The organism is Stenotrophomonas sp. CFBP8994, assembly GCF_034044835.1.
Lineage (GTDB): Bacteria > Pseudomonadota > Gammaproteobacteria > Xanthomonadales > Xanthomonadaceae > Stenotrophomonas > Stenotrophomonas rhizophila_A.
In genome coordinates this window covers 165,178-187,990 of sequence record NZ_JAXCWT010000005.1, presented here as the reverse complement: position 1 = coordinate 187,990, position 22,813 = coordinate 165,178, and the positions used below count along the sequence as shown (strand labels likewise).

General features: G+C 66.3%; 28 protein-coding genes. 11 read left to right on the top strand and 17 right to left on the bottom strand.

Going from position 1 to position 22,813, the window contains the following annotated elements:
• Positions 1 to 19: 19 nt before the first annotated feature.
• Entirely contained in the window at positions 20 to 1,081 is a 1,062-nt protein-coding gene (locus SOM39_RS15240; RefSeq protein ID WP_320458815.1) for a FecR family protein, read from the bottom strand.
• On the bottom strand, positions 1,078 to 1,569 hold the full coding sequence (locus SOM39_RS15235) for an RNA polymerase sigma factor (protein ID WP_068850044.1): 492 nt from the start codon (positions 1,567 to 1,569) through the stop codon (positions 1,078 to 1,080). The genes SOM39_RS15240 and SOM39_RS15235 overlap by 4 nt, the downstream gene beginning before the upstream one ends.
• Before the next feature lie 173 nt (positions 1,570 to 1,742).
• Here SOM39_RS15235 and SOM39_RS15230 point away from each other — a divergent pair, with 173 nt between their 5' ends.
• Together SOM39_RS15230 and SOM39_RS15225 are read left to right on the top strand one after the other, a co-directional pair.
• Complete coding sequence (locus SOM39_RS15230; protein WP_093533216.1) at positions 1,743 to 2,063, top strand: metalloregulator ArsR/SmtB family transcription factor; 321 nt, start codon at positions 1,743 to 1,745, stop codon at positions 2,061 to 2,063.
• Positions 2,064 to 2,085: 22 nt separating this feature from the next.
• Positions 2,086 to 3,498 (top strand): DUF2867 domain-containing protein, encoded by a 1,413-nt coding sequence (locus tag SOM39_RS15225; RefSeq protein ID WP_320458814.1) that lies wholly within the window; start codon positions 2,086 to 2,088, stop codon positions 3,496 to 3,498.
• Between the two features lie 36 nt (positions 3,499 to 3,534).
• On the opposite strand, the gene SOM39_RS15220 is transcribed toward SOM39_RS15225, so the two are convergent.
• The 4 genes from SOM39_RS15220 to SOM39_RS15205 all read right to left on the bottom strand — a co-directional run bounded on the left by SOM39_RS15220 (position 3,535) and on the right by SOM39_RS15205 (position 6,105).
• Positions 3,535 to 3,858, bottom strand: coding sequence for a hypothetical protein (locus tag SOM39_RS15220; protein ID WP_320458813.1), 324 nt, complete (start codon positions 3,856 to 3,858; stop codon positions 3,535 to 3,537).
• Between the two features lie 53 nt (positions 3,859 to 3,911).
• Entirely contained in the window at positions 3,912 to 5,039 is a 1,128-nt protein-coding gene (locus tag SOM39_RS15215) for a metallophosphoesterase (protein ID WP_249833902.1), read from the bottom strand.
• Positions 5,040 to 5,158: 119 nt separating this feature from the next.
• Positions 5,159 to 5,608, bottom strand: a complete 450-nt coding sequence (locus SOM39_RS15210; RefSeq protein ID WP_320458812.1) for a DUF1801 domain-containing protein — start codon at positions 5,606 to 5,608, stop codon at positions 5,159 to 5,161.
• A 38-nt stretch (positions 5,609 to 5,646) separates the two neighbouring features.
• On the bottom strand, positions 5,647 to 6,105 hold the full coding sequence (locus tag SOM39_RS15205) for a DUF1801 domain-containing protein (protein ID WP_217536748.1): 459 nt from the start codon (positions 6,103 to 6,105) through the stop codon (positions 5,647 to 5,649).
• A gap of 182 nt (positions 6,106 to 6,287) precedes the next feature.
• Between SOM39_RS15205 and SOM39_RS15200 the strand changes: the two genes are divergently transcribed.
• Both SOM39_RS15200 and SOM39_RS15195 read left to right on the top strand, forming a co-directional pair.
• On the top strand, positions 6,288 to 6,857 hold the full coding sequence (locus SOM39_RS15200) for a TetR/AcrR family transcriptional regulator (RefSeq protein ID WP_320458811.1): 570 nt from the start codon (positions 6,288 to 6,290) through the stop codon (positions 6,855 to 6,857).
• Positions 6,858 to 6,915: 58 nt separating this feature from the next.
• Positions 6,916 to 8,031 (top strand): MBL fold metallo-hydrolase, encoded by a 1,116-nt coding sequence (locus SOM39_RS15195; RefSeq protein ID WP_320458810.1) that lies wholly within the window; start codon positions 6,916 to 6,918, stop codon positions 8,029 to 8,031.
• Positions 8,032 to 8,047: 16 nt separating this feature from the next.
• On the opposite strand, the gene SOM39_RS15190 is transcribed toward SOM39_RS15195, so the two are convergent.
• Both SOM39_RS15190 and SOM39_RS15185 read right to left on the bottom strand, forming a co-directional pair.
• A complete protein-coding gene (locus SOM39_RS15190; protein ID WP_320458809.1) occupies positions 8,048 to 8,431 on the bottom strand; it encodes a hypothetical protein in 384 nt (127 codons plus the stop codon).
• Positions 8,432 to 8,518: 87 nt separating this feature from the next.
• Positions 8,519 to 9,082 (bottom strand): hypothetical protein, encoded by a 564-nt coding sequence (locus SOM39_RS15185; RefSeq protein ID WP_320458808.1) that lies wholly within the window; start codon positions 9,080 to 9,082, stop codon positions 8,519 to 8,521.
• Positions 9,083 to 9,219: 137 nt separating this feature from the next.
• On the opposite strand from SOM39_RS15185, the gene SOM39_RS15180 reads away from it, so the two are divergent.
• Positions 9,220 to 9,657 carry a hypothetical protein gene (locus tag SOM39_RS15180; protein ID WP_320458807.1) on the top strand — a complete coding sequence of 146 codons (438 nt, stop codon included), beginning with the start codon at positions 9,220 to 9,222 and terminating at the stop codon, positions 9,655 to 9,657.
• Positions 9,658 to 9,726: 69 nt separating this feature from the next.
• On the opposite strand, the gene SOM39_RS15175 is transcribed toward SOM39_RS15180, so the two are convergent.
• Positions 9,727 to 10,782 carry a LacI family DNA-binding transcriptional regulator gene (locus SOM39_RS15175; protein ID WP_095363434.1) on the bottom strand — a complete coding sequence of 352 codons (1,056 nt, stop codon included), beginning with the start codon at positions 10,780 to 10,782 and terminating at the stop codon, positions 9,727 to 9,729.
• A gap of 96 nt (positions 10,783 to 10,878) precedes the next feature.
• Between SOM39_RS15175 and SOM39_RS15170 the strand changes: the two genes are divergently transcribed.
• From SOM39_RS15170 to SOM39_RS15150, 5 genes are read left to right on the top strand one after another with little or no spacing between them, the layout of a single operon-like run.
• Positions 10,879 to 11,931: a sugar phosphate isomerase/epimerase family protein gene (locus tag SOM39_RS15170; RefSeq protein ID WP_320458806.1), complete on the top strand. Its 1,053-nt coding sequence runs from the start codon at positions 10,879 to 10,881 to the stop codon at positions 11,929 to 11,931.
• A 26-nt stretch (positions 11,932 to 11,957) separates the two neighbouring features.
• Complete coding sequence (locus tag SOM39_RS15165) at positions 11,958 to 13,175, top strand: nucleoside permease (protein ID WP_068850006.1); 1,218 nt, start codon at positions 11,958 to 11,960, stop codon at positions 13,173 to 13,175.
• A gap of 12 nt (positions 13,176 to 13,187) precedes the next feature.
• Positions 13,188 to 14,312 carry a Gfo/Idh/MocA family oxidoreductase gene (locus SOM39_RS15160; protein ID WP_320458805.1) on the top strand — a complete coding sequence of 375 codons (1,125 nt, stop codon included), beginning with the start codon at positions 13,188 to 13,190 and terminating at the stop codon, positions 14,310 to 14,312.
• Positions 14,313 to 14,331: 19 nt separating this feature from the next.
• Positions 14,332 to 15,198 carry a sugar phosphate isomerase/epimerase gene (locus tag SOM39_RS15155; protein ID WP_320458804.1) on the top strand — a complete coding sequence of 289 codons (867 nt, stop codon included), beginning with the start codon at positions 14,332 to 14,334 and terminating at the stop codon, positions 15,196 to 15,198.
• An 18-nt stretch (positions 15,199 to 15,216) separates the two neighbouring features.
• A complete protein-coding gene (locus SOM39_RS15150; protein ID WP_320458803.1) occupies positions 15,217 to 15,513 on the top strand; it encodes a cytochrome c in 297 nt (98 codons plus the stop codon).
• Positions 15,514 to 15,520: 7 nt separating this feature from the next.
• Here the strand turns inward: SOM39_RS15150 and SOM39_RS15145 are convergent, their stop codons facing one another.
• From SOM39_RS15145 to SOM39_RS15125, 5 genes are all read right to left on the bottom strand, one after another.
• The gene (locus SOM39_RS15145) at positions 15,521 to 16,261 is read right to left on the bottom strand and encodes a DUF1080 domain-containing protein (RefSeq protein ID WP_320458802.1); all 741 of its coding nucleotides are present in this window, start codon (positions 16,259 to 16,261) and stop codon (positions 15,521 to 15,523) included.
• A gap of 11 nt (positions 16,262 to 16,272) precedes the next feature.
• Positions 16,273 to 16,848: a gluconate 2-dehydrogenase subunit 3 family protein gene (locus tag SOM39_RS15140; RefSeq protein WP_320458801.1), complete on the bottom strand. Its 576-nt coding sequence runs from the start codon at positions 16,846 to 16,848 to the stop codon at positions 16,273 to 16,275.
• Positions 16,848 to 18,533 carry a GMC oxidoreductase gene (locus tag SOM39_RS15135; RefSeq protein ID WP_068849992.1) on the bottom strand — a complete coding sequence of 562 codons (1,686 nt, stop codon included), beginning with the start codon at positions 18,531 to 18,533 and terminating at the stop codon, positions 16,848 to 16,850. Before SOM39_RS15135 ends, SOM39_RS15140 begins: the two co-directional genes overlap by 1 nt.
• A gap of 31 nt (positions 18,534 to 18,564) precedes the next feature.
• Positions 18,565 to 19,461: a hydroxypyruvate isomerase family protein gene (locus SOM39_RS15130; protein WP_176472627.1), complete on the bottom strand. Its 897-nt coding sequence runs from the start codon at positions 19,459 to 19,461 to the stop codon at positions 18,565 to 18,567.
• Between the two features lie 257 nt (positions 19,462 to 19,718).
• Complete coding sequence (locus SOM39_RS15125) at positions 19,719 to 20,327, bottom strand: nucleotidyltransferase domain-containing protein (RefSeq protein WP_249833892.1); 609 nt, start codon at positions 20,325 to 20,327, stop codon at positions 19,719 to 19,721.
• A 114-nt stretch (positions 20,328 to 20,441) separates the two neighbouring features.
• Between SOM39_RS15125 and SOM39_RS15120 the strand changes: the two genes are divergently transcribed.
• Positions 20,442 to 20,957 carry a hypothetical protein gene (locus tag SOM39_RS15120; RefSeq protein ID WP_141236230.1) on the top strand — a complete coding sequence of 172 codons (516 nt, stop codon included), beginning with the start codon at positions 20,442 to 20,444 and terminating at the stop codon, positions 20,955 to 20,957.
• Positions 20,958 to 21,004: 47 nt separating this feature from the next.
• On the opposite strand, the gene SOM39_RS15115 is transcribed toward SOM39_RS15120, so the two are convergent.
• The 3 genes from SOM39_RS15115 to SOM39_RS15105 all read right to left on the bottom strand — a co-directional run bounded on the left by SOM39_RS15115 (position 21,005) and on the right by SOM39_RS15105 (position 22,797).
• Positions 21,005 to 21,241: a hypothetical protein gene (locus SOM39_RS15115; protein WP_141236231.1), complete on the bottom strand. Its 237-nt coding sequence runs from the start codon at positions 21,239 to 21,241 to the stop codon at positions 21,005 to 21,007.
• Between the two features lie 223 nt (positions 21,242 to 21,464).
• On the bottom strand, positions 21,465 to 22,034 hold the full coding sequence (locus SOM39_RS15110) for a single-stranded DNA-binding protein (RefSeq protein WP_095364659.1): 570 nt from the start codon (positions 22,032 to 22,034) through the stop codon (positions 21,465 to 21,467).
• A 259-nt stretch (positions 22,035 to 22,293) separates the two neighbouring features.
• On the bottom strand, positions 22,294 to 22,797 hold the full coding sequence (locus SOM39_RS15105; RefSeq protein ID WP_306989516.1) for a hypothetical protein: 504 nt from the start codon (positions 22,795 to 22,797) through the stop codon (positions 22,294 to 22,296).
• Between the last annotated feature and the right edge of the window lie 16 nt (positions 22,798 to 22,813).

The following is a 22,813-nucleotide window of genomic DNA, read 5'->3' as shown; positions in this document are numbered from 1 at the left end:
AGGCGTGGATCGGGCACCGCTAATTCGATGAATTTTTTTTGACAACGCTTTCGGCCACGTCGCGCATGCGTACGTGGATGCCATCGGCACGTTGCTGGATGACCAGCGCCGGCTGCTGGTCCAGGAACGCACGCAGCGAACCCAGGTCATCGGCGCGCAGGTTGCCGGTCAGGCGAAGCGCGCCGGCGTCATCGCCCACGCGCAGGCGCAGGGTGTTGCTGCGGTTGAAGCGGTCGGCCACTTCGCGCAGGGGCTCGTCGCGGAACACGATGCGGCCCTGCCACCACGCGATCATGCTGGCCGCGTCCTCATCGCGCAGCTGCACGCGCTGGTCGCGATAGTCCACCTGGGCCACCTTGCCCGCCGACAGATCGGCCAGCAGGCGCCCGCGGCCGCCATCACCGTGTACCTGTACGCGGCCCTCGCTGACCGCGATCCGCGCCTGCTCGCGCAGCAGCGAGACATCAAAGGTGGTGCCGATGTCGGTCACCTTCAGGCCGCCGGCATGCACGGCGAACGGCCGGCGGTCCGGCGCGACCACGAAGCTGGCCTGGCCTCGCTCCAGTTCAACGCGTCGACCGAACAGGCTCATCCGCACCGAGACTTCGCTCTCTGCATTGAGATGAAGCATGCTGTGGTCGGACAGCTCGATCTGGCGCGGCGCGCCATGGGCGGCCACATAGCGGGTGGTATGCGGCCACGCCAGCGGCGTGCCGACACCCACCGCCAGCAGCAGCGCGGCTGCGGCAGCGATACCGGGAAGCCACCGACGTCGGGCCGGCGCGGGCGCGGCTGCACGCGGCGCGCGCGCCGGCAACTGCACGACGTTATCGCCCGTGCCCTGCGCTGCCGGCGCCGCCAGCAGTGCGTCCAGGTCGATCGGCATCGCGCGCAGCGCCTCCCCCAGCGCGCCCGCGGTTTCGCTGATCACCAGGTACTCGCGCAGGTGCTCGGGCGAGACCAGCAGCCAGTCCATGAAGGCGCGCTGCTGCGCGGGCGTCACATCGCCCTGGCGTTGCAGCGCATGCCAGTGCGCGGCGGCCTGGGTCAGCGCGGAGGGGTGCAGCGACGGTGCGCTCATCGCAGCACCTCGCGGTCGGCCATCGCACGCCGGCACACGGCAAGCCCGCGCACGACGTGCTTCTTCACCATGTGCGGGGAAACACCCAGGCGCTCGGCGATCTGCTTGTAGCTCAGCCCGTCGCGGTACTGCATCACCAGCACGGCGCGGGTGTGTTCGGGCAGCGTGGCCAGCAGCGCCTGCAGGCGCTGGCTGCGTTGTTCGCGTTCGGCGGCATCTTCCACGCATTCCCCGCTGGCCAGGCCCTGGCCCAGCTGTTCGATGTCCTCGATCGGCAGGGTCGACCAGCGCCTGCGGCTGGCCTGCTCACGCGCCAGGTTCAGCGCTACGGTGAACAGATACGCCTCGGGGTTGGCGATGGACTCGCCCGGCCCCGCATGCGCACGCAGCAGACGCAGGTACGTCTCCTGCACCAGGTCTTCGGCATCCTGTCGCGCCCCCCGGCGCACGAAGAACCCCCGAAGCACCGGCGCGTGTTCCACGAACATCCGCGCCAGCCGCCCTCTTGCCTGCTCGGCCACTGTGCCGCCCCAACCCCAGAAGTGCGGCGCAAGGTAAGCGCTGCGTATTACGCGGTGGTGACGGTGCGATGCGGCACCCGGCACTTGACAGACCCAGGGCCACGGCGCACGATTAGTTAACGAATTAATTAACTACAGGAATGGACCGCATCTTCGAGGCCCTGGCCTCCACCGCCCGCCGCCAGATCCTGGCCTACCTCAACGGTGGCGAGCTCACCGCGGGCGAACTGGGCGAACGCTTTGATTTCAGCAAGCCGGCGCTGTCCAGCCACCTGCGCATCCTGGAGGATGCCGGCCTGATCGAACGCGAGAAGCGCGGCCAGTTCGTGTATTTCCGCCAGGTGCCCGACCGCCTGGCCAACACCCTGTTCGCCTGGGCCGCCGAAGTCTGCCCGGTTGGCGGCCCACTGCAGCGCGAGAGCCGCGCACGCGCCAAGCGCAAACCCACCCCTTCGACCTGAGCCCTGCCACCAGGAGACCGGCATGCTGGACACCCACCGCGTGAGTCGTTCGTTCCCCAGCATCAGCCTGCCTTCGTACGGGGATGGCAGCCCGGTTGAAGTGGCCTTGATCACCCAGCTCGGGATCGGTGCCGGCGACCAGCTGCTGCGTGATGCCGGGCTTCGCCAGGCAGCGCATCCGGCCTTCGTGGATGCGCTGGACGAGCCCTCCGCACGGCTCGGCGGCATGCACCTGGCCCACGACGATGCGTCGTCGCTGTACTCGTTCTCGGTCGGGCGCCAGGGGCATCCGTTCCACCGCCATGCCGGGCCCCGCATGTTCACCGCCATCGCCGGCAGCGGCGGTGCGCAGCTGCGCTTTTCCACCGCGTCCGATGCCCAGCTGCAGCGCGACCCGGCTGCGTTCCTGCATGCGCTGCGCTGCGTGGACATCCCGCCTGATTGCCTGTTCACGGTGCGCTTCGGCAGCGGCACCTGGCACCAGTTCGTGTCGCGCCACCCGCGCCACCCGGCGCTGTTCGCGCTCTCCTGCCATGCCAACGAACGCAGCGGGGCGTTGACCGAGGCGCAGCGCGCGCAGATCGATGCGGACAGCGCCGACATTCCGTCCCTGACCGATACCCTGCCGCAGACGCTGCAGCTGTTGCTGGACCAGGCCGACCTGTCGCGCGTTCCGGTGGTGAGCCTGTCGCTGCAGTCGCCGGCCCGCTCGGCGTTGGCCGGCCTGTGCGCGCGCACACGCGATCTGGTCGGTCCACTGCGCGCGTGGCTGGCGCGGCTGCGCCCGGCGCAGGGTTACATCGGCCGCAGCGCTGCCCGGCATCCGGTGCAGGCGCTGCCCGCCCCGCCGGCGGATTCGCTGCTGCACGGGGCGCTCGCCGACGGCGTCGACCACCAGGACTACAACACGCTGGTGCTGCCCGCGAACAGCGTGGCAAGCCGTTCGGCCAGCGTGGTGCTGGAAGCGCTGCTGGAAGGCTTCGTGCTCAATCCACCGCCCAGCGTGGGCCGTTTGATGGCACTGCGAAATGCACTGGTGGCGCCGCTTCATCTGCGCACTTCGGCCTTGGGTTGCCCGGTCTCCTCGCTGCTTTCGACCGACCGCAGCACGCTCTTTGCCGGTCGTTTCCCGGTCCATGCACAGCGCGTGGACGCAACCGACCGCAGCGCCGAAGTGCTGCTGGGTGCGGACGACCGCCACCTTCGCTTCCGTTCGTGCGTCCGTGTGCAGCTGCAGGCGGACGGCGCGGCAGTGATTGCACTGGGCACGCGGGTGCGCACCCACAACCGCTTCGGTCGCCTCTACATGGCGGCCATCGACCACGTGCATCGCCGCCACATCAGCCCCGCCATGCTGCGCATGGCCGTAGCCCACGCGCTGGCCCCGGACCTTGTCCAGGCAACCGTGCCAACACCGCCAGCATTGGCCAGGTAAGCGCCCCGGCGCGGGTGCGGCGGCGGCGGCGGGCTGTCAGTCCCCGCTTCCCCCATCAGCGCCCGCGCCATCGCCAATGTCCGCGTCGCGGCTTTCAGCATGAAGCCGCCAACCGCCCGGATCGGCGGTGTGCGTGCCGCCGCCATCACCGTGCCAGCGAGCGTCGGGACCCTGGCCCTCGGAGGTGCGTGCCATCCCCACGAACATGACGCACAGCACCGCCCCCACCACCGGCAGCAGCCAAATGACGAGCAGCTGCAGGCGCCGTTGCGATGCAGGCGCGTCCGCCTTTGCCCATACGTACAGCGAGGCCGCCATGTTCACCACCAGCAGCCCCGCTACCAGCAACAAAACCAACATGCGTGCGTCCTCGTTGACGGAAACCGAACGGCCTCGTTGGCGGCGATTATGGGCTATGGCCTGCGGCGCAGCGTCACCAGCGTGATTTCTGAGGGCACGCCCAGGCGCGCGGCGAAGCCCGGCCACAGGCCGGCGCCGTTGCTGACGTACAGGGTCATGCCGTCCACGTCGTAGCGTCCAGAGACGTACCCGCCGTTGGCCCGCTTCACCAGCTGGTCCATGCCGACGATGTGGCCACCGTGGGTGTGCCCGGACAGCTGCAGCTGCACGCCCTGCGCCGCGTTGGCGCGCGCTTCCCCCGGGCGATGGTCCAGCAGGATCACCGGCGCCCCGGAATCGGCGCCCGCCAGTGCTGCCTTCAGGTCCGGCATCGGCAGGCCGTAGCGGGCCGCGACCGGGTCGGTGACGCCGGCAATGGTCAGCACCGCGCCATCGCGCGTGACCCGGGTGTGGCTGTTCTCCAGCACCTGCATGCCCAGCGCGCGGAATGCCGGCATCCACTGCGCATACTGGCCGTAATACTCGTGGTTGCCGGTGATCGCGATCACCCCATCCGGTGCGTGGAGCTGGCCCAGCGCGCGTACATCGTTGGCGCGGGCGGCGACGCTGCCGTCCACCAGGTCGCCGGTGATCACCACCAGGTCCGGCTTCAGCGCGTTGCTTTCAGCCACCACCTTGGCCACCCAGTCGCCGGTGAGCAGGCGGCTGGCGTGGATGTCGGTGAGCTGCAGCACGCGATAGCCATCAAACGCTTGCGGAAGGCCGGCAATGGTCACCTCGATCTGGCGGGTCTGCGGCACGGCAATGCCCTGCTGTACGCCCCAGATGCCCAGTACCAGCGCCAGTCCGCCCACCGCTGGCCGCAACCAGCTGCGGCGCAGGGCATCGGCAGCGCGCGGCAGCTTCAGCAGGCGCGCGCCCAGCAGCAGGACGTCCAGCACCAGCAGGAACACCGCCACCAGCAGCAGCGCGGTGAAACCGCTGGCCAGCACCACCAGGGCCGCCTTGGGAATCTCCGGCGAAGCCATCGTGCCGGCAAACCGCGCCACGATCCGGTGGTGCAGCGCCAGCGCCAGCACCAGCAGGCCAAGCGGGCCACGTACCGAGACCGGCACGCGCAGCGGCCAGATCAAGCGCCACACCACATACAACGCAAGCACTACTCCAACAACACTCAGCACAGGCAATTCCAGGTTCCGGGGGGATGCGCGCGCGCCAGCGGCGATCGTGCAGCGCACCATCTTTGCCGATGTTGACGACAGGTGCCACCGCGAGGGGGTGGAATTCTGGGTTGCGCGGTTCAGCGAGAGGGGGATTTTTTCGCTTTTGCCTTGGCCGTATTGAAGCCCACCGCCGCCCGGATCAAGGCGTTCAACGCCGCCTCGTTGATCTTCTCGCCTTCATGCACGTCGATGGCACGGCGGGTGTTGCCCTCCAGGCTGGAATTGAACAGTCCCTTCGGATCGTCCAGTTTGGCCCCATGGGCGAAGGTCATCTTCACCGCGGCTTTGTAGGTTTCGCCGGTACAGAGGATGCCATCGTGCTCCCAGACCGGCACCCCGCGCCACTTCACGGTTTCCACCACGTCAGGGTCGGCCTTGCGGATGATGCTGCGCAGCTGCGCCAGGGTTTTGCCGCGCCAGTCGTCCAGCGCGGCGATCTTTGCATCGATCTGCTGCGCGGCGTCGTCCGGTGCAGCGGTGGTGGTAGCGGTGGCAATCGGCTTGCTGCGGGTGCTGGCACGGGGCATGACCGGGTCCTGATCAACGTTGGGTGGAAGGGGATCTGTTACATCCGTTCGCCGGGAAGCCGGCTGGCCTGCTTCACCCAGCGGGTGAACTGTTTCGCATCCAGTGGAACGTCCTCGACAACGTGCAGGTAGCGCGTGTCCTGGCTTTTGGATGCCTCCGGCGGCACCGGATCCAGCGCCTTGCCACGAAAGAACGCCACTTTGATGTAGCGCGCGTAGCAATGCATGCTCAGGAACCAGCCGTCATCGCCGGCGGCATACAGCGGCGAGTTCCATTTAACCGCCTTGCGCACGCCCGGCACCGCTGCCACGACCAGCGCATCGAGCTGCCGGGCCGCTTCGCGCTTCCAGTCGGGTATTGCCGCGATCCACGCCTGCACGGGGGCATCGCCCTCGCCTTTGGGAATCTGCGGATTGCCACCGGCCAGCAGGCGCGGCGTGCCGGTGGATGGGTCGGGGACTGCTTTGCGTCGGGTGGTCGCCACGTCGATGCCCATGCAGGTGCCTGACCGCCTTATAGACCGCCCTCCCATCAATTTCAACGCGCGCGTGCCGAGTCAGCAGCGTGCCGAGCACGGCGATGGGGCGAGCTGAACGGCCGCCCCATCCTGACCGGCAGCCCCTTGCATCCTCGCGTCCCGCGCCCTATAAATGAGTGGTCACTCACTTATAGCCCGTCATGGCCCGCCCCCTCAGCGAAGCGAAACGCGATGCGATCCTGGCTGCTGCCGCCCAACTGGTGGCTGCACAGGGCGTGGGCGCGTCCACCGCGCAGATCGCCAAGGCGGCCAAGGTCGCCGAGGGCACGGTGTTCACCTACTTCGAAACCAAGGACGCGCTGCTCAATGCGCTGTTCGTGCGCCTTGAAGAGCGCCTGGCGCTGGCAGTCGGTGGCACCTTCCCGGCGAATGCCGAGGTCCGCGAACAGTTGCACCATGTATGGAACGCGCTGCTGGTCTGGGGTGCGGCGCATCCGATCGACCGCATGGCACTGCGCCAGTTGAAGGTGTCCGAACGCATCACCGACTGCACCCGCACCCACTGCGCGGGGCTGTTCGGCACCACGCTGCAGACCCTGGAAGCCAGCCTTGCCCGCCATATCGACCCGGAGCGCATTCCGTTCTACCTGGGCCGGGTGCTGATCAGCCTGCTGGAAACCACGCTGGAGGCCATGGCCGCCCAGCCCGGGCAACGCGACACCCTGCAGCAGGCCGGTTTCGACCTGTTCTGGAAGGGCATTCAACGTTGAATTTTTTGCCGCCAATGAATGAGTGCCTGCGCACTCATCCACAAGACCAAGGAGACGCATGCGCATCCTGCCTGTACTCGCTGTCGCCTTCGCCCTCACCGTTCTGATCGGGATGACCTCTACCGTGCCTATCGCCTCTTACGACACCTCGCCGCAACGCGCCGATGACCAGTTCACCAACGTGTCCGCCAAACCGAAGGAATCCTTCGGCGCCACGCTCAAGCTGTTCTGGGAGTTCATGTTCAACCGCCCGCCGGGCACCACCCCGCCCAAGGCGCCGCCGGTGCGCGCGCTTACCGCGCAGGCGCTGGCCGAAGCGCCGGACCGCAGCATGTACCGGCTGGGCCACTCCACCCTGCTGATCAAACTGCGCGGTGGCTGGTGGCTGACCGATCCGGTGTTCTCCGAGCGCGCCTCGCCCGTGCAATGGATGGGCCCGAAGCGTTTCCACGCCCCGCCGATCGCGCTGCAGGACCTGCCGCCGATCCGTGGCGTGCTGCTCTCGCATGACCATTACGACCACCTCGACCGCGCCACCATCAAGTACCTGGCAACGCGTGCACAGGTGTTCCTGGCCCCGCTGGGCGTGGGCGACCGCCTGATCGACTGGGGCGTGCCGCAGGACCGCGTGGTGCAGCTGGACTGGTGGGAAGAAACCCAGATCGATGGCGTGCGTTTCGCCGCCACCCCGGCCCAGCATTTCTCCGGCCGCGGGCTGCGCGATGGCAACCGGACGCTGTGGGCCTCGTGGGTGATCGTGGACGATGAGCTGCGCGTGTTCTTCAGTGGCGATACCGGCTACTTCAACGGCTTCAAGCGCATCGGCGAACGTTACGGGCCGTTCGATGTCGCCTTCGTTGAAACCGGTGCGTATGACGCCAAGTGGCCGTTCGTGCACATGCAGCCGGAACAGACCGTGCAGGCGCACCAGGACCTGCGCGGCAAGTGGCTGGTGCCCATCCACAACGGCACCTTCGACCTGGCGATGCACCGCTGGGAAGAGCCGTTCGAGCGGGTCAGCGCGCTGGCCGCGCAGCGCGGCATCGCGCTGTCCACGCCGGAAATGGGCGAACGCCTGGATCTTTCCGCGCCACATGCCGGCACGCCGTGGTGGCGTGCACTGGCCGCAACGGAAAGCGAAAGCAGCGGCGTAGTGGCGGGCAGCGCGCGCTGAGTGGACTCTGCCTTGCTCAGGCTTCGGGCAGGACGCGCTCACGGGCGCGTCGCCGGCCACTACCGATGAACACACCGACACAGGCGCCCAGCATGCCGCCCAGAACGTAGGCCACGCTGTTCCAGCCGTTCAACAGGAACGCGCCGAGAAAGCCGTCGTCCATGAACCGGCTGACGAAGTACACCGCCATGCAGCACACCAGGAGGTACATGGCGGCTACGGCAAGGGCGAATCGGTAGCGCCTTGAGATGAGCCCACCCAGCAGCGCTACCCACACTCCGACCATGACCCCCGTTACATCTCCCGCCTCGAAGGAGAACGAGGCCTTGGCGACGAAGGAAATCCTGAAGAAATGGGTGATCCCGGTCAACAGCCCCATCACCACCAGCACCGCTGCCATCTGTCGCCACATACGCTCCACTCCCTTGGAATCTGTCCCGCGCAGCCTACCCGTTCAAAGGCAGGCTGGCGATGACCCGCCGCATCACTACCGATCAACAGCGTCGGCGCGCTCCAGGGTCAGCTCGGCATGCTCGGCCGAGGTCTTTGCCAGCCAGCTGGCCCAGCCCAGCTCACGGGCCTTTGCCAGCTGCGGAAGGGCCCGTGCCGGCATTGGCGGCTCGCTGCCCAATGCTTCCACGCGCCGGCTCTGCCGGACCCAGTTGATGAAATCCGGGTTGTCCATGCTGTAGTCGCTGCCCCCATCACGCCGGATCGGCCGCAACTGGTAGCCATTGCCATACACGGGACGGACCAGTACGTAGTAGCGCCGGCCGGCCTCCAGGTCGGCGTCCATGAAATGCACGCGCATGCCATCGTTGGAGACGAACATCTTCCTGCCGGGGGCCGTGGAATACACCACCTTGTCTTTTCCACCGATGGCCGAGATGAAACGGTCACCCTCGGGGGTCACTTCACTCAACATGGTATACATGCCGCCGAACAGCGAGGACGGGCGCAGGAAGATCAGCTGCGCCTTGTCGGGCTCCGGGAGAGCGACCGACTGCGTGGCACTCTTCTTAACGAAATCCCGGGCCCCGACGGGGGGCAACGAACGCAAACAGCGAAAGCACGCACAAGACGAATCGCATCATGGTGGATTCCAGAGGTTGGCAGGAGGAACTGCGAACGAGGTACCCCAGCACAGGGGCGCGGTATCATCGCGCGTTCCCGCCCTGGAGTCACCGCATGCCCAACCTTTCGACCCGCTGGACCGGTCGCGCGGCGGCGATACTCCTGCTGCTGGCGCTGAGCCCGGTGGTGTCTGCCGCCGACGACACGACCGCCGCGCCCAGCGCCCGCGACCGCGCGGTGGCCGATGCGGACCAGATTTCCCGGCAACTGCTCCAGGTCCGCGAGGGCGAGAACGAACTGAACTGCGCCAAGGCCGTCGAGAACGCTCGGTACGGCGTGGAAACCATGCTGGAAGTGGGCGAAAAGAACGTCCGCGGCGGTTACCTCGCGGCGGAACAGTTCAATGCCTCCGCCGCGCCATTGCGTGCGTTGCTGCCGCAGCTCACCACGGCCGACTGCGAAGCGGCCGACGGCAACAAGCGCGCCTTCTACCAATGCATGTCCAGCGATTACAACCACGTGCTGGCCTGCGGAAAAGCGCATCCTTACTGAGCCGCGTTACGGATCAAGGGAATACGAGGGCAGCCGTTGCAGAGCGATCGTCTACCGTGAAACAGATGATCAGCGTGTCGGTCTGGCCTTCGAGCCCAGCGTGGGGCAACCAGGCACTGCCTGCTTGCAATAGGCAGCAGTGGAACCCCGCACCATCAGGCTGAACTCAAGCGTCTGCTGCAGCGGTACATCCACGCCTTCGATGATGGCGAGGAGCAGGTTGACCGCGCGCTCGCCGATCTCCCGCATGGGCTGCCGGACGGTGGTCAATGCGGGCGTGAGGTAGCTGGACGATGCCAGGTCGTCGAAGCCGACCACGGACAGCGCGTCTGGCACGCGGATGCCCAGGTCCCGGCAGGCTGCCAGCACCCCCAGCGCCATCTGGTCGCTGAAGCAGAAGATCGCGGTGGGCACCGTCGCGCCGGCCAACAGCGCCATTGCCGCCGCATGACCCGATTCCACTGAGAAATCCCCCGGCACCACGCTCAGGTGGCGCAGGCGACCGCGCGCCTTGCTGCCGGCCCGCACCCCTTCGAGACGTTGCTGGTGCAGGGGATTGTCGGGCGGCCCGCCGACCACGGCGATGCGCTCGTGGCCCAGACCGTACAGGTGGTCCATCACCGCGCGCGCGGCGGCGGCGTTATCGATGTGCACGCTGGGGATGCCAAGTGCGGGGTCGAACTCGCAGCCATTGACCACCGGCGCGGTGGTGCCCTGCTGCTGCACGATCGCGCGCGCGGTCGGCGGCAGGCGATGGCCGAGCACGATCATGCCGTCGGCCTCATTGCGGCGGAGCATCTGCGCGTAGCGTTCTTCGCGCTCGGGTCGATGCTGGGTATCGCCGAGCAGCACGGCATACCCGACCGCCTGCGCCGCTTCCTCCGCGCCCTGCAGGATCTGGGCGAAGAACGGATTGGCGATGTCCGGCACGGTCACCAGGATCTTGCCGCTGCGCTGGGTCTTGAGCGTCCGGGCCACCGTGTTGGGCACATAGCCCAGCGCGGCAGCGGCCTGCTCGATGCGCGTGCGCGTGGCCGGCAGGACTTTGTCCGGCCGCGAAAGCGCCCGCGACACCGTGCCTGCGGAAACGCCGACGTGCTTTGCGATGTCGTAGATGGTTGCCATGGGTGTTGGGTTCTTCTTGTCGCTGTGCAGTGCACAACAGGTTTTGCGGAACGTCCTGCTAGGGTAATGCAATCGATTGCATCAGGGTGAATCACGTTGAAGACGCTCAAGGGTCCGGCGCTGTTCCTGGCACAGTTCATCGGCGACACACCGCCCTTCAACCAGCTGGACACGCTGGCCCAGTGGGCGGCAGGCCTTGGCTATTCTGGCGTACAGGTCCCCACCAGCGCGCCGCACCTGTTTGATCTGGCCGAGGCCGCCCGCAGCCAGGCGTACTGCGACGACATCGCCGGCATGCTGGCCGGGCATGGCGTGCAGATCACCGAGCTGTCCACTCACCTGCAGGGGCAGCTGGTAGCCGTCCATCCCGCCTACGACGGCCTGTTCGACGGCTTCGCGCCAGCGGACAAGCGCGGCGATCCGGCCGCCCGCCAGGCCTGGGCCGTGGAGCAGCTGCTGCTGGCTGCCAAAGCCAGCGAGCGACTGGGGCTGACCGCGCATGCCACCTTCTCCGGCGCGCTGGCCTGGCCCTACTTCTACCCCTGGCCGCAGCGCCCGCCAGGACTGGTGGAAGAAGCCTTCGCCGAACTTGGCCGGCGCTGGCGCCCCATTCTCGACGCCTTCGACGCCTGCGGCGTGGACCTGTGCTTCGAGATCCACCCGGGCGAGGACCTGCACGACGGCGCAACCTTCGAGCGCTTCCTCGACGTGGTGGACCACCATCCCCGCGCGAAGATGCTGTACGACCCCAGCCACCTGCTGCTGCAGCACATCGATTACCTGGGCTTCATCGACCGCTATCACCCGCGCATCGGCATCTTCCACGTCAAGGACGCGGAGTTCCGCGCCAGTGCAAGTAGTGGCGTGTATGGCGGCTACCAGGACTGGATCGATCGTCCGGGGCGGTTCCGTTCGCTCGGGGACGGCCAGATCGACTTCAAGGCGATCTTCTCCAAGTTCGCGCAATACGATTTCCCGGGCTGGGCGGTGCTGGAGTGGGAGTGCTGCCTGAAGCACCCGGAAGACGGCGCGCGCGAGGGCGCCGCCATCATCCGCGACCACATCATCCGCGTGACCGAACGTTCCTTCGACGACTTTGCCGACAGCGGTGCGGATCCTGCATCGCTGCGCCGCATGCTGGGTATCTGAGCCATTACCGCCTGGGAGGGCAAGCCATGAGGCACGCCATGTCGCGCTTGGGCGCGATGATGTTTCTGCAGTTCTTCATCTGGGGCGCATGGTTCGTGACCCTGGGCACGTACCTGGTGCAGGGCCCGCTCCAGGCCAGCGCCAGCCAGGTGGCCACGGCCTTCCTCAGCCAGTCCATCGGCGCCATCGTGGCGCCGTTCCTGGTCGGGCTGATCGCGGACCGCTACTTCGCGGCGCAGCGCATTCTCGGGGTCCTGCACCTGGCCGGTGCGGTGCTGATGTGGCTGGCGTCTACGGCGACGGACTTCAACACGTTCTTCGCCTGCGTGATGGGCTACATGTTGCTGTTCATGCCGACGCTGGCGCTGGCCAACAGCGTGGCGATGCGGCACATGCAGTCGCCGGAGAAGCAGTTCCCGCCCGTGCGCGTGGCCGGCAGCGTCGGCTGGATCGTGGCCGGCGTGCTGATCGGCTGGCTCGGCTGGGAACAGGCGCATACGCTTGAACTGACCTTCCGCATGGCAGCGATGGCATCGCTGGCGTTGGGCCTGTATGCGTTCACCCTGCCGCACACGCCGCCGCTGGCGCAGCAGCGCGACGCCGGGCTGGGCCAGGTGCTGGGGCTGGATTCGCTGCGGCTGCTGAAGTCGCGCTCCTACCTGGTGTTCTTCCTGGCCTCCATCGCCATCTGCATTCCGCTGGCGTTCTACTACAACTTCACCAACCCCTATCTCAACGACCTGGGCGTGCGCGGCGCGGCCGGCCTGCAATCGCTGGGCCAGGTGTCCGAAGTGCTGCTGATGCTGGCCATGCCGTTCCTGTTCGTTCGGCTGGGGGTCAAGACCATGCTGGCCGTGGGCATGGCGGCGTGGGTGGTGCGCTACGTAATGTTCGCCTTCGGCGATGCCGGCGGCGGCTTCTCCCTGCTGGTGATCGGCATCGTGCTGCACGGCATCTGCTACGACTTCTTCTTCGTCACCGGCCAGATCTACACCGACGCACATGCCGGCCCCGCCGCGCGCAGCAGCGCGCAGGGGTTCATCACCCTGGCCACCTACGGGGTGGGCATGTTGATCGGCACGTTCCTGTCCGGCGCGGTGGTGGAGCACTACACCACGGCGGCGGGCCCGGACTGGCAGCGGATCTGGCTGTTCCCGGCCGGCGTGGCGCTGGTGGTGCTGGTCGCCTTCCTGTTGTTGTTCCGCGACCGGCCGGCGCTGGCTGCCGCGCCCAGCACGCACTGAGGAGCCGACACGATGCGCAAGCTTGGAATCGCCATTGTGGGCACCGGCATGATCGCCGCCGTGCATCGTCGCGCGGCGCTGCTTGCCGGCGCGGAGGTCCGCGGCGTGGTCGCCTCGTCGCCGCAACGCGCGGAGGAAGTGGCGCGCTCATGGAATGTTCCGCGCGGCTATCGTGACATCGAAGAGGTGGTCGCCGATCCGCAGGTCCAGGTGGTGCACGTGTGCACGCCCAACCACCTGCACCGCGCCATGGCGCAGGCGGCACTGGAAGCCGGCAAGCACGTGATCTGCGAGAAACCGCTGGCCACCACGCTGGAAGACGCCCAGGCCCTGGCGGCATTGGCTGCCTCGACCGGGCTGGTTGCCACGGTGCCGTTCGTCTACCGCTACCACCCGGTGGTGCGCGAGGCGCGCGCACGCATCGCGCAGGGCGAGCTGGGGCCGCTGCACCTGATCCACGGCAGCTACCTGCAGGACTGGCTGCTGGACCCGGCCAGCAACAACTGGCGCGTGGACCCGGCGCTGGGCGGCGCCTCGCGCGTGTTCGCCGACATCGGCTCGCACTGGTGCGACCTGGTGGAATGGGTCAGCGGCGAGCGCTTCGTTGATGTCAGCGCCGCGTTCGCCACCGTGGTTGCCGAGCGGGGTTCCGTGGGCGGGCAGAGCTTCACCACGCCGGCGGCGGGCGGCGCGATGCAGGCGGTAACCAGTGAGGACGTCGCCGCAGCGATGTTCAAGACCGGCGCAGGTACGCTCGCCTCGTTGACGGTCAGCCAGGTCTCGGCAGGGCGCCACAACCGGCTCTGGTTCGAGATCGACGGCGCCACGGCCAGCGTGGCATTCAACCAGGAAGACCCGGAGCGGCTGTGGATTGGCCAGCCCGACCAGCGCGAGGAAACCTTCGTGCGCGGACCTGGCGCCGGCAGTGCCGAGCAACGCCGGCTGGCGGTGCTGCCGCCTGGCCACGCGCAGGGCTACGCCCAGTGCTTCGAGGCGTTCGTCGCCGACACCTATCACGCCATCGACGGCGAGCGGCCGCAGGGCCTGCCTACCTTCGAGGACGGCCTGCGTTCGGCGCTGATCGTCGACCGCGTCATTGCATCGGCCAGGTCGCGCGCCTGGACCGCCATCGGTTGAACTCCACGAGGATTTCTTGATGAAGACTGCTGCACGCCGGACCACCACCCTCGCATTGCTGCTGCTCGCCGCCCTGCCCGCCTTCGCCGGGGACGCGGCCGGTCCACAGCAGCCCATCGCGGTGCAGATGTACACGCTGCGCAACGCCGGCACGCTCGACCAGCAGTTGAAGATCGTGCACGACGCGGGCGTGGGCGCGGTGGAAACGGTCGGCACCCAGAACGTCAGCGCCGCCGAACTCAAGCAGCTGCTGGACCGCTATTCGATCAAGGCGGTTTCGTCGCACGTGCAGCTGGCCGATCTGCGCAAGGACCTGGTTGGCGTGGTGGCCTTCAACCGCGCGATCGGCAACACCACGCTGGTGGTGCCGTATCTCGACAAGAACGATCGGCCGACCGATGCCGCCGGCTGGACCGCCCTGGGCCAGGAACTGGGCCGGATCGCGGCGCAGGTGAAAGCCCAGGGCATGCACCTGGCCTACCACAACCATGACTTCGAGCTGGTCGACTTCGGCGGCAAGACCGGCCTGGAACTGCTGTTCGCCGCAGCCGGCCCCGACCTGCAGACCGAGCTGGACTTGGCCTGGGTGGCGCGTGCCGGCCATGACCCGGTGGTGATGCTGGGCAAGTTCCGCGGCCACGTGTTCGCGGTGCACGCCAAGGACAATGCCCCCAAGGGCCAGGCCGAAGCCGAGGGCGGCTTTGCCGCCGTCGGCCAGGGCGTGCTGGACTGGAACGCGATCCTGCCTGCCGCCGCCGCTGCCGGGGTGCAGTGGTACATCGTCGAACACGACCAGCCGCGTGATCCGGCCGCCGTCATCAAGACCGGCGCAGACTACCTGCGCCAACACCTCACCGCCCGCCTGCCCGCCAGCGCACAGCGCTAGCCAGCCAAGGAGCCCTGCTTGAAAACGATCCTGACAATGGCCGTGGTTCTGTGTGGAACCACGTTTGCAACTGCCGCGTGGTCCAAGGACGATCCCGCCGCCGGCGCGCAGCTCTACGCGACGCACTGCATTGCCTGCCACGGTGCGAACCGGGCCGGCGTTCCGCCGACATTCCCCGCGCTCACCGATGTCGCCAAGCGGCTGGACTCGGCTCAGATCAAGGACAAGATCAAGAAGGGCGGCGGCTTGATGCCGCCCTTCTCCCAACTCTCCGAACAGGACATCGGCAACCTCGCCAGCTACCTGGCGAAGTAGCTTCCCACTACAGCTTCCGCACCCAGATGTTGCGGTAGCTGACCTTGGAATCGTGTTCCTGCAGGTACAGCGGCGCGCACCCATGCGGTGCATACGAGGGCGCGCCGATGTACTCGGTCTTGCCCGACAGCACGGTGTCGTCCTGTACCAGCACGCCGTTGTGCAGCACGGTGATGCGCGCCGGTGACGTGAGCCCACCGCCCGGTGAGAAGCGCGGTGCCTTCCAGATGATGTCGTAGGCCTGCCATTCGCCCGGCCTGCGCGAGGCGTTCACCAGCGGCATGGCCTGCTTGTAGAGCGAGCCGGCCTGGCCGTTGGCATAGGTGGGGTTGTTGTAACTGTCGAGCACCTGCAGCTCATACAGCTCCTGCAGGAAGATGCCGCTGTTGCCGCGATGCTGGCCGTCGAAGCCTTTGGTCGCGGTGGGCGCGCGCCACTCGACATGCAGCTGGATGTCGCAGAAATCCTGTCTGGTGCGAATGCCCTTGCTGCCCGGCACCACGGTCAGCGCGCCGTTGGCAACGCTCCAGGGCACGGGTCCGTCCGTCTCCGACTCCCACGCGGAGACATCCTTGCCGTTGAACAGCACGATCGCATCGGACGGCGCGGCGTTCATGGGGGTGGCCACGGTCGCGGGCACCGGCTTCCACACCTCGGTCCTGGTCGGATCGCGCGCGGGGTCATCGGCCTGCGCGAATGCAGGCGTTGCAGCCAGCACGCAGACGGCCATCAGCAGGGGCTTGCTCATCGGGTTCCTCATCAGCTGGTGCCCCACGCGGGGGTACCGGGGACATAGGCCAGGTCGCCGTCGTAGCGACCCGGCACGGCGACGTACTGCAGCGTTTCGGTTGCCCCCACCTTCGAGGTGAAGAAACCGAAGATGGCCAGCTGCTTGATCATCGTGAAGTAGTGCGGCGTCGCTTCACCGCCTTCGGCGGTACCGGTCTCGCTCACCTCGGTGGCGCGTTTCCGGGCCTGCGCATCCAGCGTGCGCAGCAGCTCGGTGCGGGCCTGCGGCGCGAGCGCCACGAAGCGTCCGCCGGCACGTTTGTCGATGTCAGCCAGGCCGGCATGGAATGCCGCCTGCTGTTGGGCGGTGTAGCAGTCGGTGACGAACCGCGCCATGAACGCACCGGCACCGGCGTCCTTCGCCCCCGGCGTCTTCGTGCGCGGTAGGATGGTTTCTGCGATCTCGTCCAGCGTGCCGATATCGGCGGCGGAGAAGGCGGTCTTCGCCCCCGCCACCGGCGCCTGGCCACTGGCGAGCGCGGGCAGGCCGACCAGGGCTGCGCCCGTGGCGGCGACGATCATCTTCAACAGGTCGCGACGTTCCATTACAGGTTCCCCGCTTTCAGCTCGCGCACCGCATGGTCGGCCGCGCGTGCGGTCAGCGCCATGTAGGTCAGCGAGGGATTCACGCAGGCGCTGGAGGTCATGCAGGCACCGTCGGTCACGTACACGTTGGGCGCATCCCAGACCTGGTTGTGCTGGTTCAGCACGGAGTTCTTCCGGTCACGGCCCATGCGTGCGGTGCCCATTTCATGGATACCCTTGCCCGGCGCGTAGTCGTTGTCGTGCATCTCCACGTCCTTGACCCCGGCGGCCTCCAGCATCTCGGCGGCATCGGCGGCCATGTCCTTGCGCATGGCCTTCTCGTTCGCGCGCATGGACACGTCCATCGCCAACACCGGCAGCCCCCACTTGTCTTTGCGGTCAGGGTCGAGGCGGATCGTGTTGTCGTGGTGCGGCAGCATTTCGCCGAAGCCGGTCATGCCGATGCGCCAGTCGCCCGGCACGGTCAACGCCTCCTTCAGGTCGGCGCCGATGTTGAGTTCGGCGATCTCGCGCGACCAGCCGTTGCGGCTGGCGCCGCCCTGGTAGCCGAAGCCGCGCGTGTAGCCGCGGCTGTCGCCGCCGACGTTGCGGAAACGCGGAATGTAGAAGCCACAGGGGCGCCGGCCGAAGTAGTACTTGTCATCGTACCCTTCGACCCGGCCGGAGGCACCGGCGCCGAAATGATGGTCCATCACGTTGTGGCCCAGCTCGCCGGACGACGAGCCCAGCCCGCCTTCCCACACGTCGGTGGCCGAGTTCATCAGCAGCCAGGTCGAGTTGAAGGAGGAAGCGTTGAGGAAGATCACCTTGGCCGTGTACGTGTAGGTCTGCCCGGTCTCGGCATCGATCACCTCCACGCCACGTGCACGCTTGCGGTCCTTGTCGTAGAGCACTTCCTTGACGATCGAGAACGGCCGCAGGGTGAGGTTGCCGGTCTTCATGGCCGCAGGCAACGTGGCCGACTGGGTCGAGAAGTAGGCGCCGAACGGGCAGCCCAGGATGCACTTGTTGCGGTACTGGCAGTTGACGCGTCCCTGCTCGGGCTTGGGCTGGGTGATGTTGGCGGTGCGCGAATGGATCATGTGCCGGGTGCCACCGAAGGCCTGCTTGATCCGCGCGGCCACGTCTTTTTCGACGATGTTCAACGGAACCGGCGGCAGGAATTCGCCGTCCGGCAATACGTCCAGCCCTTCGCGCGTACCGGCGATGCCGGCGAACTTCTCCACGTGGTCGTACCAGGGCGCGATGTCGGCATAACGGATCGGCCAATCGGTGGCGATGCCATCCTTGAGGTTGGCCTGGAAATCCAGGTCCGACAAACGATAGCTCTGCCGCCCCCACATCAACGAGCGACCACCGACGTGATACCCACGGAACCAGTCGAAGCGCTTGGTCTCGATGTAGGGCGAATCCTGTTCGTCGGCCCACATTCCCTCGAGGTTCTCGGCCAGCGCGTAGTCGCGCATCAGTACCGGAAAGGCGGCCTTCATCGCCTGGGTGGGCCGGTTGCGGTGTGGGAAGTCCCACGGTTCCTTCATCGCATTGACGTAGTCCTTCACGTGCTCGATATTGCGCCCGCGTTCCAGCATGAGGACCTTGAGGCCTTTCTCGGTCAGTTCCTTCGCCGCCCAGCCGCCACTGATGCCGGAGCCGACGACGATTGCGTCGTAATGATTGTCTGCCATGGGTTCTACTTCACCTGGGTGGATATCAATTTCAGACGTCGCAGAGGCGGATCGCCTCGCGCAGCGAACCGATGGGATCGGGTGCCGCAGGCATGAACTCCTGCGCCAGGTACCCATCGAAACCGGTGTCGCGGATCGCGCGACAGATGGCGGGATACTGGAGTTCCTGCTGGTCTCCGATCTCGTGCCGGCCCGGCACGCCCGCGGTGTGGTAATGCTTGAAATGCGCGTGATGCCGGCCGATGGTGGCGATGATGTCGCCCTCCATGATCTGCATGTGGTAGATGTCGTACAGCAGGCCGAAGTGATCCGAGCCGAGCCGTTGGCACAGCTCCACGCCCCATGCAGAGTGGTCGCACAGGTAGTCCGGGTGATCGACCCGGGAGTTCAGCAGCTCCATCACCAGCACCACGCCGCGCTTCTCGGCATGCCCGAGGATGCGCTTGAGTCCGGCTTCGGCATTAGCCATTCCCTCCTGCGGGTCCATGCCGTTGCGATTGCCGGAAAAACAGATGAGATTGCGATAGCCGGCATCGGCGACCAGGTCGATGTGCCGGGTGTAGCGCTCCACCAATTGGTCGTGGAACTGGCGACCAGCAAAGCCCTTGGTCAGGCCCAGCTCCGCGCCGTTGCACATCGAGCTGTACACGCCGTGTGCCTTCAGCGTGGGCCAGTCCTCCGGCCCCACCAGGTCGATGGCGGCGAACCCGATGCCCTTTACCGTCTGGCAGAGCTGGGCCACCGATAACTTGGGGAAGGTCCAGCGGGCGACCGAATGCTTCAGGTTGCCCTTGAGCGGCGCGATGGCGGCCATCGAGGGCGTCACGCCTGCGGTTGCCAGGCCAATACTTCCGGCGAACGCAATACGCAGCGCATCGCGCCGCGTGACGCGCGCACCTTGGATCGATCCAATCGAATGGTCGGGCATCCGCTTTCCGGCCTCCCAACCGGTATCAAACGCAACTATTCACTGCAATGCAATCGATTGCACCATAGAGGAGTAGTTCGTTTTTTTGCAAGACGCACTGCACGAAAATGGATGCTGCAGGGCACAATGAAATTCAGTGCCCGTAACTACTGGCAGTCTGCCGGTGTCGTATGCCGCCGAGTGAATTCTGCAGCCGCAAGCTACTGCGTGACGCTCACGCAGCCATTGATCTCTTTGGATTGCGCAGCGAGATGGGTTCAGCGTTGTGCGCTTGTAGCTGCCGGATTGCCAGCAAGTTTTCCAAGGTCATCCCTGTTTCCTGTTACCAGCAGCTTGGGCGTTGCCAATAATTCGCTGGCAAACGCATCACCGTTCTGCACGCGCCGCATGAACTCTTCCATTGAGTACAGCACAGGATTGATCTCCCGGCGCAACACTTCCTGCGCGGGGTGGATGGCACGCACCAGGTCAGCGAACCCCAGATCGCCCAGAACCAGCAGATCCACGTCGCTTCCGTCGACCTCGGTGCCCTTCGCCACCGAGCCGAAGACCCACGCCAACGAGACGTGATCGGCCACTGGAACCAAGGCGTCGCGCAGGACAGGCACCACGCCATGGGTCTTGCGGAACATCGCAGCCAGGTCATCGAACAGCAAACACGCGCGATTTGCCCGGTAGTGGACCTGATTACCCTGTTCGCTTCGCAGCAATAGTCCGGATCCGGTGAGCTTGTCCAGTTCGCGTGCAAGGGTACCGGCGTGGGTGCCGGTGATCCTGGCCAGCTCCCGCAGGTGGAAGCTGGCATCCGGCTGCAAAAGAAGCGCTGCCAGCACCCGTTGGCGGGTGGCCGGGAACAGGATGTCCATCGGTGGCGACGTGTTGCTCATCAGGCGACAAATGTTGCTTATTCGGCAACACATTGCAAGTGGGGCCATTCTCATGCGGTCTTCGAGCCCGTTGGACTGTGGGAAAGTAAGCGCATGACCCTCCGAACCTATCCGCTGGCGCTGGCACTCCTGACAGCGCCCGCTTTTGCCCACGCCTCGGAGGCCTGGCAGACAAGCTCACCGGTAAGTGCCGCCTACAAGTGCGGGAGCGAAGGGGGCATGACCATCATCGCAGCGACAGCCGATTTCTCCACGTCCGCACCGGGACCGGACAAAGACGGCTATCAGCGTGCGCGAACAGGCAGGCAGACGTTCCGATGCAAGGGTGGGCCAAGCGTTTCAGTCGTGGTGTTGCCACCGCAGGCAACCGGAGAATGCGGCGCTGATGGACGGGTGGTCATCACCGACATCACACCTCCCGGTGGGCGCAAGGGCACCGAACTGATCGAGTTCAACAGACGGTGCTTCTTCAATGATTACATTACGAGAATACGCATTTTCAAGCAGGATTCGCACTACTCGATAGAGCGTTGTTCGGAGACGAACAGGTTCAACAAACAGGCATTCGTCGGCTGCACGACCGCGCCCATCGCTCCTGAAAGAACGTAATCACTTCCGGCCCGAAATGCACGAAGCCCCAGTGATAGCTCATGCATTCAGTGACCGATCAAAACATCCAGCCCTTCCCGAGCCATGCGGAACTCGATGGCCTCAATCGGATCGGGGGCCTCGAGGCGGAAATGGGTGCTTTCGTAGTTGGCGACCAGTATCAGCAGGACTTCAAACAGATCACCTTGCTCGGTACCCGGCTCAGGCAGGGCATCGAACCAGGCGGCAAGCTTCTGCTTGGCCTCGTGATAGTCGTGCTCGGAATGGAGAGGTCGAGTGTTCATCAGGATTTGTCCACCTTGGCGGCGTTGATCTTGTCGTACTCTGCGTGAGTACCTACTCCTAGTCCCATCTTGGGACCTGGTCAATCATGCTGCCAGCCGCAGGTAGTGTCGGCTGGCGGACGCATGACAGCATGACACGCCCGGCGTGTCACTACGTAAAGGTGTGGAAAGCAAAAGGCCCGCTATCGGCGGGCCTTTTGGTCGTCCAGGAAACAACCTGCGCTTAGAACGGAATGTCGTCGTCCGCGAAGTCGTCCATCGGCGGAGCCGACTGCTGCGGCTGCTGCTGCGGGCGCTGCTGCTGGCCGTAGCCACCACCGCCACCACCGCGCTGACCGCCGCCGCCACCACCACCGCCGTATTCCTGGCGCGGGGCCTGCTGGCGCTGCGGACGCTCGCCGCCGCCGTAATTGCCACCACCACCACCACCGCCGCCGCCGCCACCGCCACCGCCTTCACCGCGGCCGCCCAGCATCTGCATTTCGTCGGCGATGATGTCGGTGGAGTACTTCTCCACGCCATCCTGGCCGGTGTACTTGTCGTAGCGAAGGCTGCCTTCGACGTAGACCGAGCTGCCCTTGCGCAGGTATTCACCGGCAATTTCGCCAAGCTTGCCGAAGAACACCACGCGGTGCCATTCGGTGCGCTCCTGCTGGTTGCCATCCTTGTCCTTGCGGACGCTGGTGGTGGCCAGGCTGATGCGGGTGATCGCCATGCCGCCTTGGGTGTACTTCACGTCCGGGTCGTTGCCGAGGTTGCCGACCAGGATGACTTTATTGATGCCGCGCGCCATAGGGTTTGCTCTTCCGTTGTCCGAGGGCAGGCCCGACAGATATCACACTCTGTTCGGTGCCGATACGGGGGCTGCCCTGCGTGTGATCTGGGTAGGATTGCAGAACGGGGCATTCTACCATCCCTGCTCGCTCCGCCCCTGTCAGGATCGCCCCCGCTGGAGGTCGGATTCCTGCCAAACCCTTGTCAGGATTGGGCCTGCACCCAGTTGCGCCGCCGGCTGAGGCAACCTCGGAGGGGGGTCCAACCGGTCCCCGGGCTTACCGCGTGCCTGGATTCCCTTCAGGCATCACGATCAGCAGAGGGACGGGAGAAACAGGTGTCCACGCGCCGTCCGGCGCTTCATCGCTGCGATAGCCGACGGGGAGACGTAAGGCGACCCTGTAGCCCGCTCCTGGCGCGAGGCGATAGCTCTTGTCCAGCGCGACTTCCACGCTGAACGTGCCACCAGCAGGCAGGGAGAGAAGAGTTGGGACGGCTGGCAACCTGTCCATAAGGATTCCGACGTACTCGGCTTCAGCTCCATCCGGCAGCGTCACCACGAAGAAATCGTCCAACAGCATTCCGCGCGCATTCGGCTGCGGAAGAGAGGGACCCCACACCACTGCAGCCCGGTCACCCACATTGACAAGTTTCAGTTCGATCGACGCTCCGCGCCCACCGCTCACCGGGAGGATCTCGGCCTGCAGGCGGGCGCCGGCGACTGCATTGGCGCTGCACCCCAATGCGACCACCAGCAGCGTTACCCTGATCGGCAGATTCATGCCATCTCCCTTGTTC

Excerpts from the sequence above, each read along its gene's own strand:
- SOM39_RS15240 (WP_320458815.1), bottom strand. The coding sequence starts at position 1,081 with ATGAGCGCACCGTCGCTGCACCCCTCCGCGCTGACCCAGGCCGCCGCG.
- SOM39_RS15235 (WP_068850044.1), bottom strand. The coding sequence starts at position 1,569 with ATGTTCGTGGAACACGCGCCGGTGCTTCGGGGGTTCTTCGTGCGCCGG.
- SOM39_RS15230 (WP_093533216.1), top strand. The coding sequence starts at position 1,743 with ATGGACCGCATCTTCGAGGCCCTGGCCTCCACCGCCCGCCGCCAGATC.
- SOM39_RS15225 (WP_320458814.1), top strand. The coding sequence starts at position 2,086 with ATGCTGGACACCCACCGCGTGAGTCGTTCGTTCCCCAGCATCAGCCTG.
- SOM39_RS15220 (WP_320458813.1), bottom strand. The coding sequence starts at position 3,858 with ATGTTGGTTTTGTTGCTGGTAGCGGGGCTGCTGGTGGTGAACATGGCG.
- SOM39_RS15210 (WP_320458812.1), bottom strand. The coding sequence starts at position 5,608 with ATGCCCCGTGCCAGCACCCGCAGCAAGCCGATTGCCACCGCTACCACC.
- SOM39_RS15205 (WP_217536748.1), bottom strand. The coding sequence starts at position 6,105 with ATGGGCATCGACGTGGCGACCACCCGACGCAAAGCAGTCCCCGACCCA.
- SOM39_RS15200 (WP_320458811.1), top strand. The coding sequence starts at position 6,288 with ATGGCCCGCCCCCTCAGCGAAGCGAAACGCGATGCGATCCTGGCTGCT.
- SOM39_RS15195 (WP_320458810.1), top strand. The coding sequence starts at position 6,916 with ATGCGCATCCTGCCTGTACTCGCTGTCGCCTTCGCCCTCACCGTTCTG.
- SOM39_RS15190 (WP_320458809.1), bottom strand. The coding sequence starts at position 8,431 with ATGGCAGCGGTGCTGGTGGTGATGGGGCTGTTGACCGGGATCACCCAT.
- SOM39_RS15180 (WP_320458807.1), top strand. The coding sequence starts at position 9,220 with ATGCCCAACCTTTCGACCCGCTGGACCGGTCGCGCGGCGGCGATACTC.
- SOM39_RS15175 (WP_095363434.1), bottom strand. The coding sequence starts at position 10,782 with ATGGCAACCATCTACGACATCGCAAAGCACGTCGGCGTTTCCGCAGGC.
- SOM39_RS15165 (WP_068850006.1), top strand. The coding sequence starts at position 11,958 with ATGAGGCACGCCATGTCGCGCTTGGGCGCGATGATGTTTCTGCAGTTC.
- SOM39_RS15160 (WP_320458805.1), top strand. The coding sequence starts at position 13,188 with ATGCGCAAGCTTGGAATCGCCATTGTGGGCACCGGCATGATCGCCGCC.
- SOM39_RS15155 (WP_320458804.1), top strand. The coding sequence starts at position 14,332 with ATGAAGACTGCTGCACGCCGGACCACCACCCTCGCATTGCTGCTGCTC.
- SOM39_RS15145 (WP_320458802.1), bottom strand. The coding sequence starts at position 16,261 with ATGAGCAAGCCCCTGCTGATGGCCGTCTGCGTGCTGGCTGCAACGCCT.
- SOM39_RS15140 (WP_320458801.1), bottom strand. The coding sequence starts at position 16,848 with ATGGAACGTCGCGACCTGTTGAAGATGATCGTCGCCGCCACGGGCGCA.
- SOM39_RS15135 (WP_068849992.1), bottom strand. The coding sequence starts at position 18,533 with ATGGCAGACAATCATTACGACGCAATCGTCGTCGGCTCCGGCATCAGT.
- SOM39_RS15130 (WP_176472627.1), bottom strand. The coding sequence starts at position 19,461 with ATGCCCGACCATTCGATTGGATCGATCCAAGGTGCGCGCGTCACGCGG.
- SOM39_RS15125 (WP_249833892.1), bottom strand. The coding sequence starts at position 20,327 with ATGGACATCCTGTTCCCGGCCACCCGCCAACGGGTGCTGGCAGCGCTT.
- SOM39_RS15120 (WP_141236230.1), top strand. The coding sequence starts at position 20,442 with ATGACCCTCCGAACCTATCCGCTGGCGCTGGCACTCCTGACAGCGCCC.
- SOM39_RS15115 (WP_141236231.1), bottom strand. The coding sequence starts at position 21,241 with ATGAACACTCGACCTCTCCATTCCGAGCACGACTATCACGAGGCCAAG.
- SOM39_RS15110 (WP_095364659.1), bottom strand. The coding sequence starts at position 22,034 with ATGGCGCGCGGCATCAATAAAGTCATCCTGGTCGGCAACCTCGGCAAC.
- SOM39_RS15105 (WP_306989516.1), bottom strand. The coding sequence starts at position 22,797 with ATGAATCTGCCGATCAGGGTAACGCTGCTGGTGGTCGCATTGGGGTGC.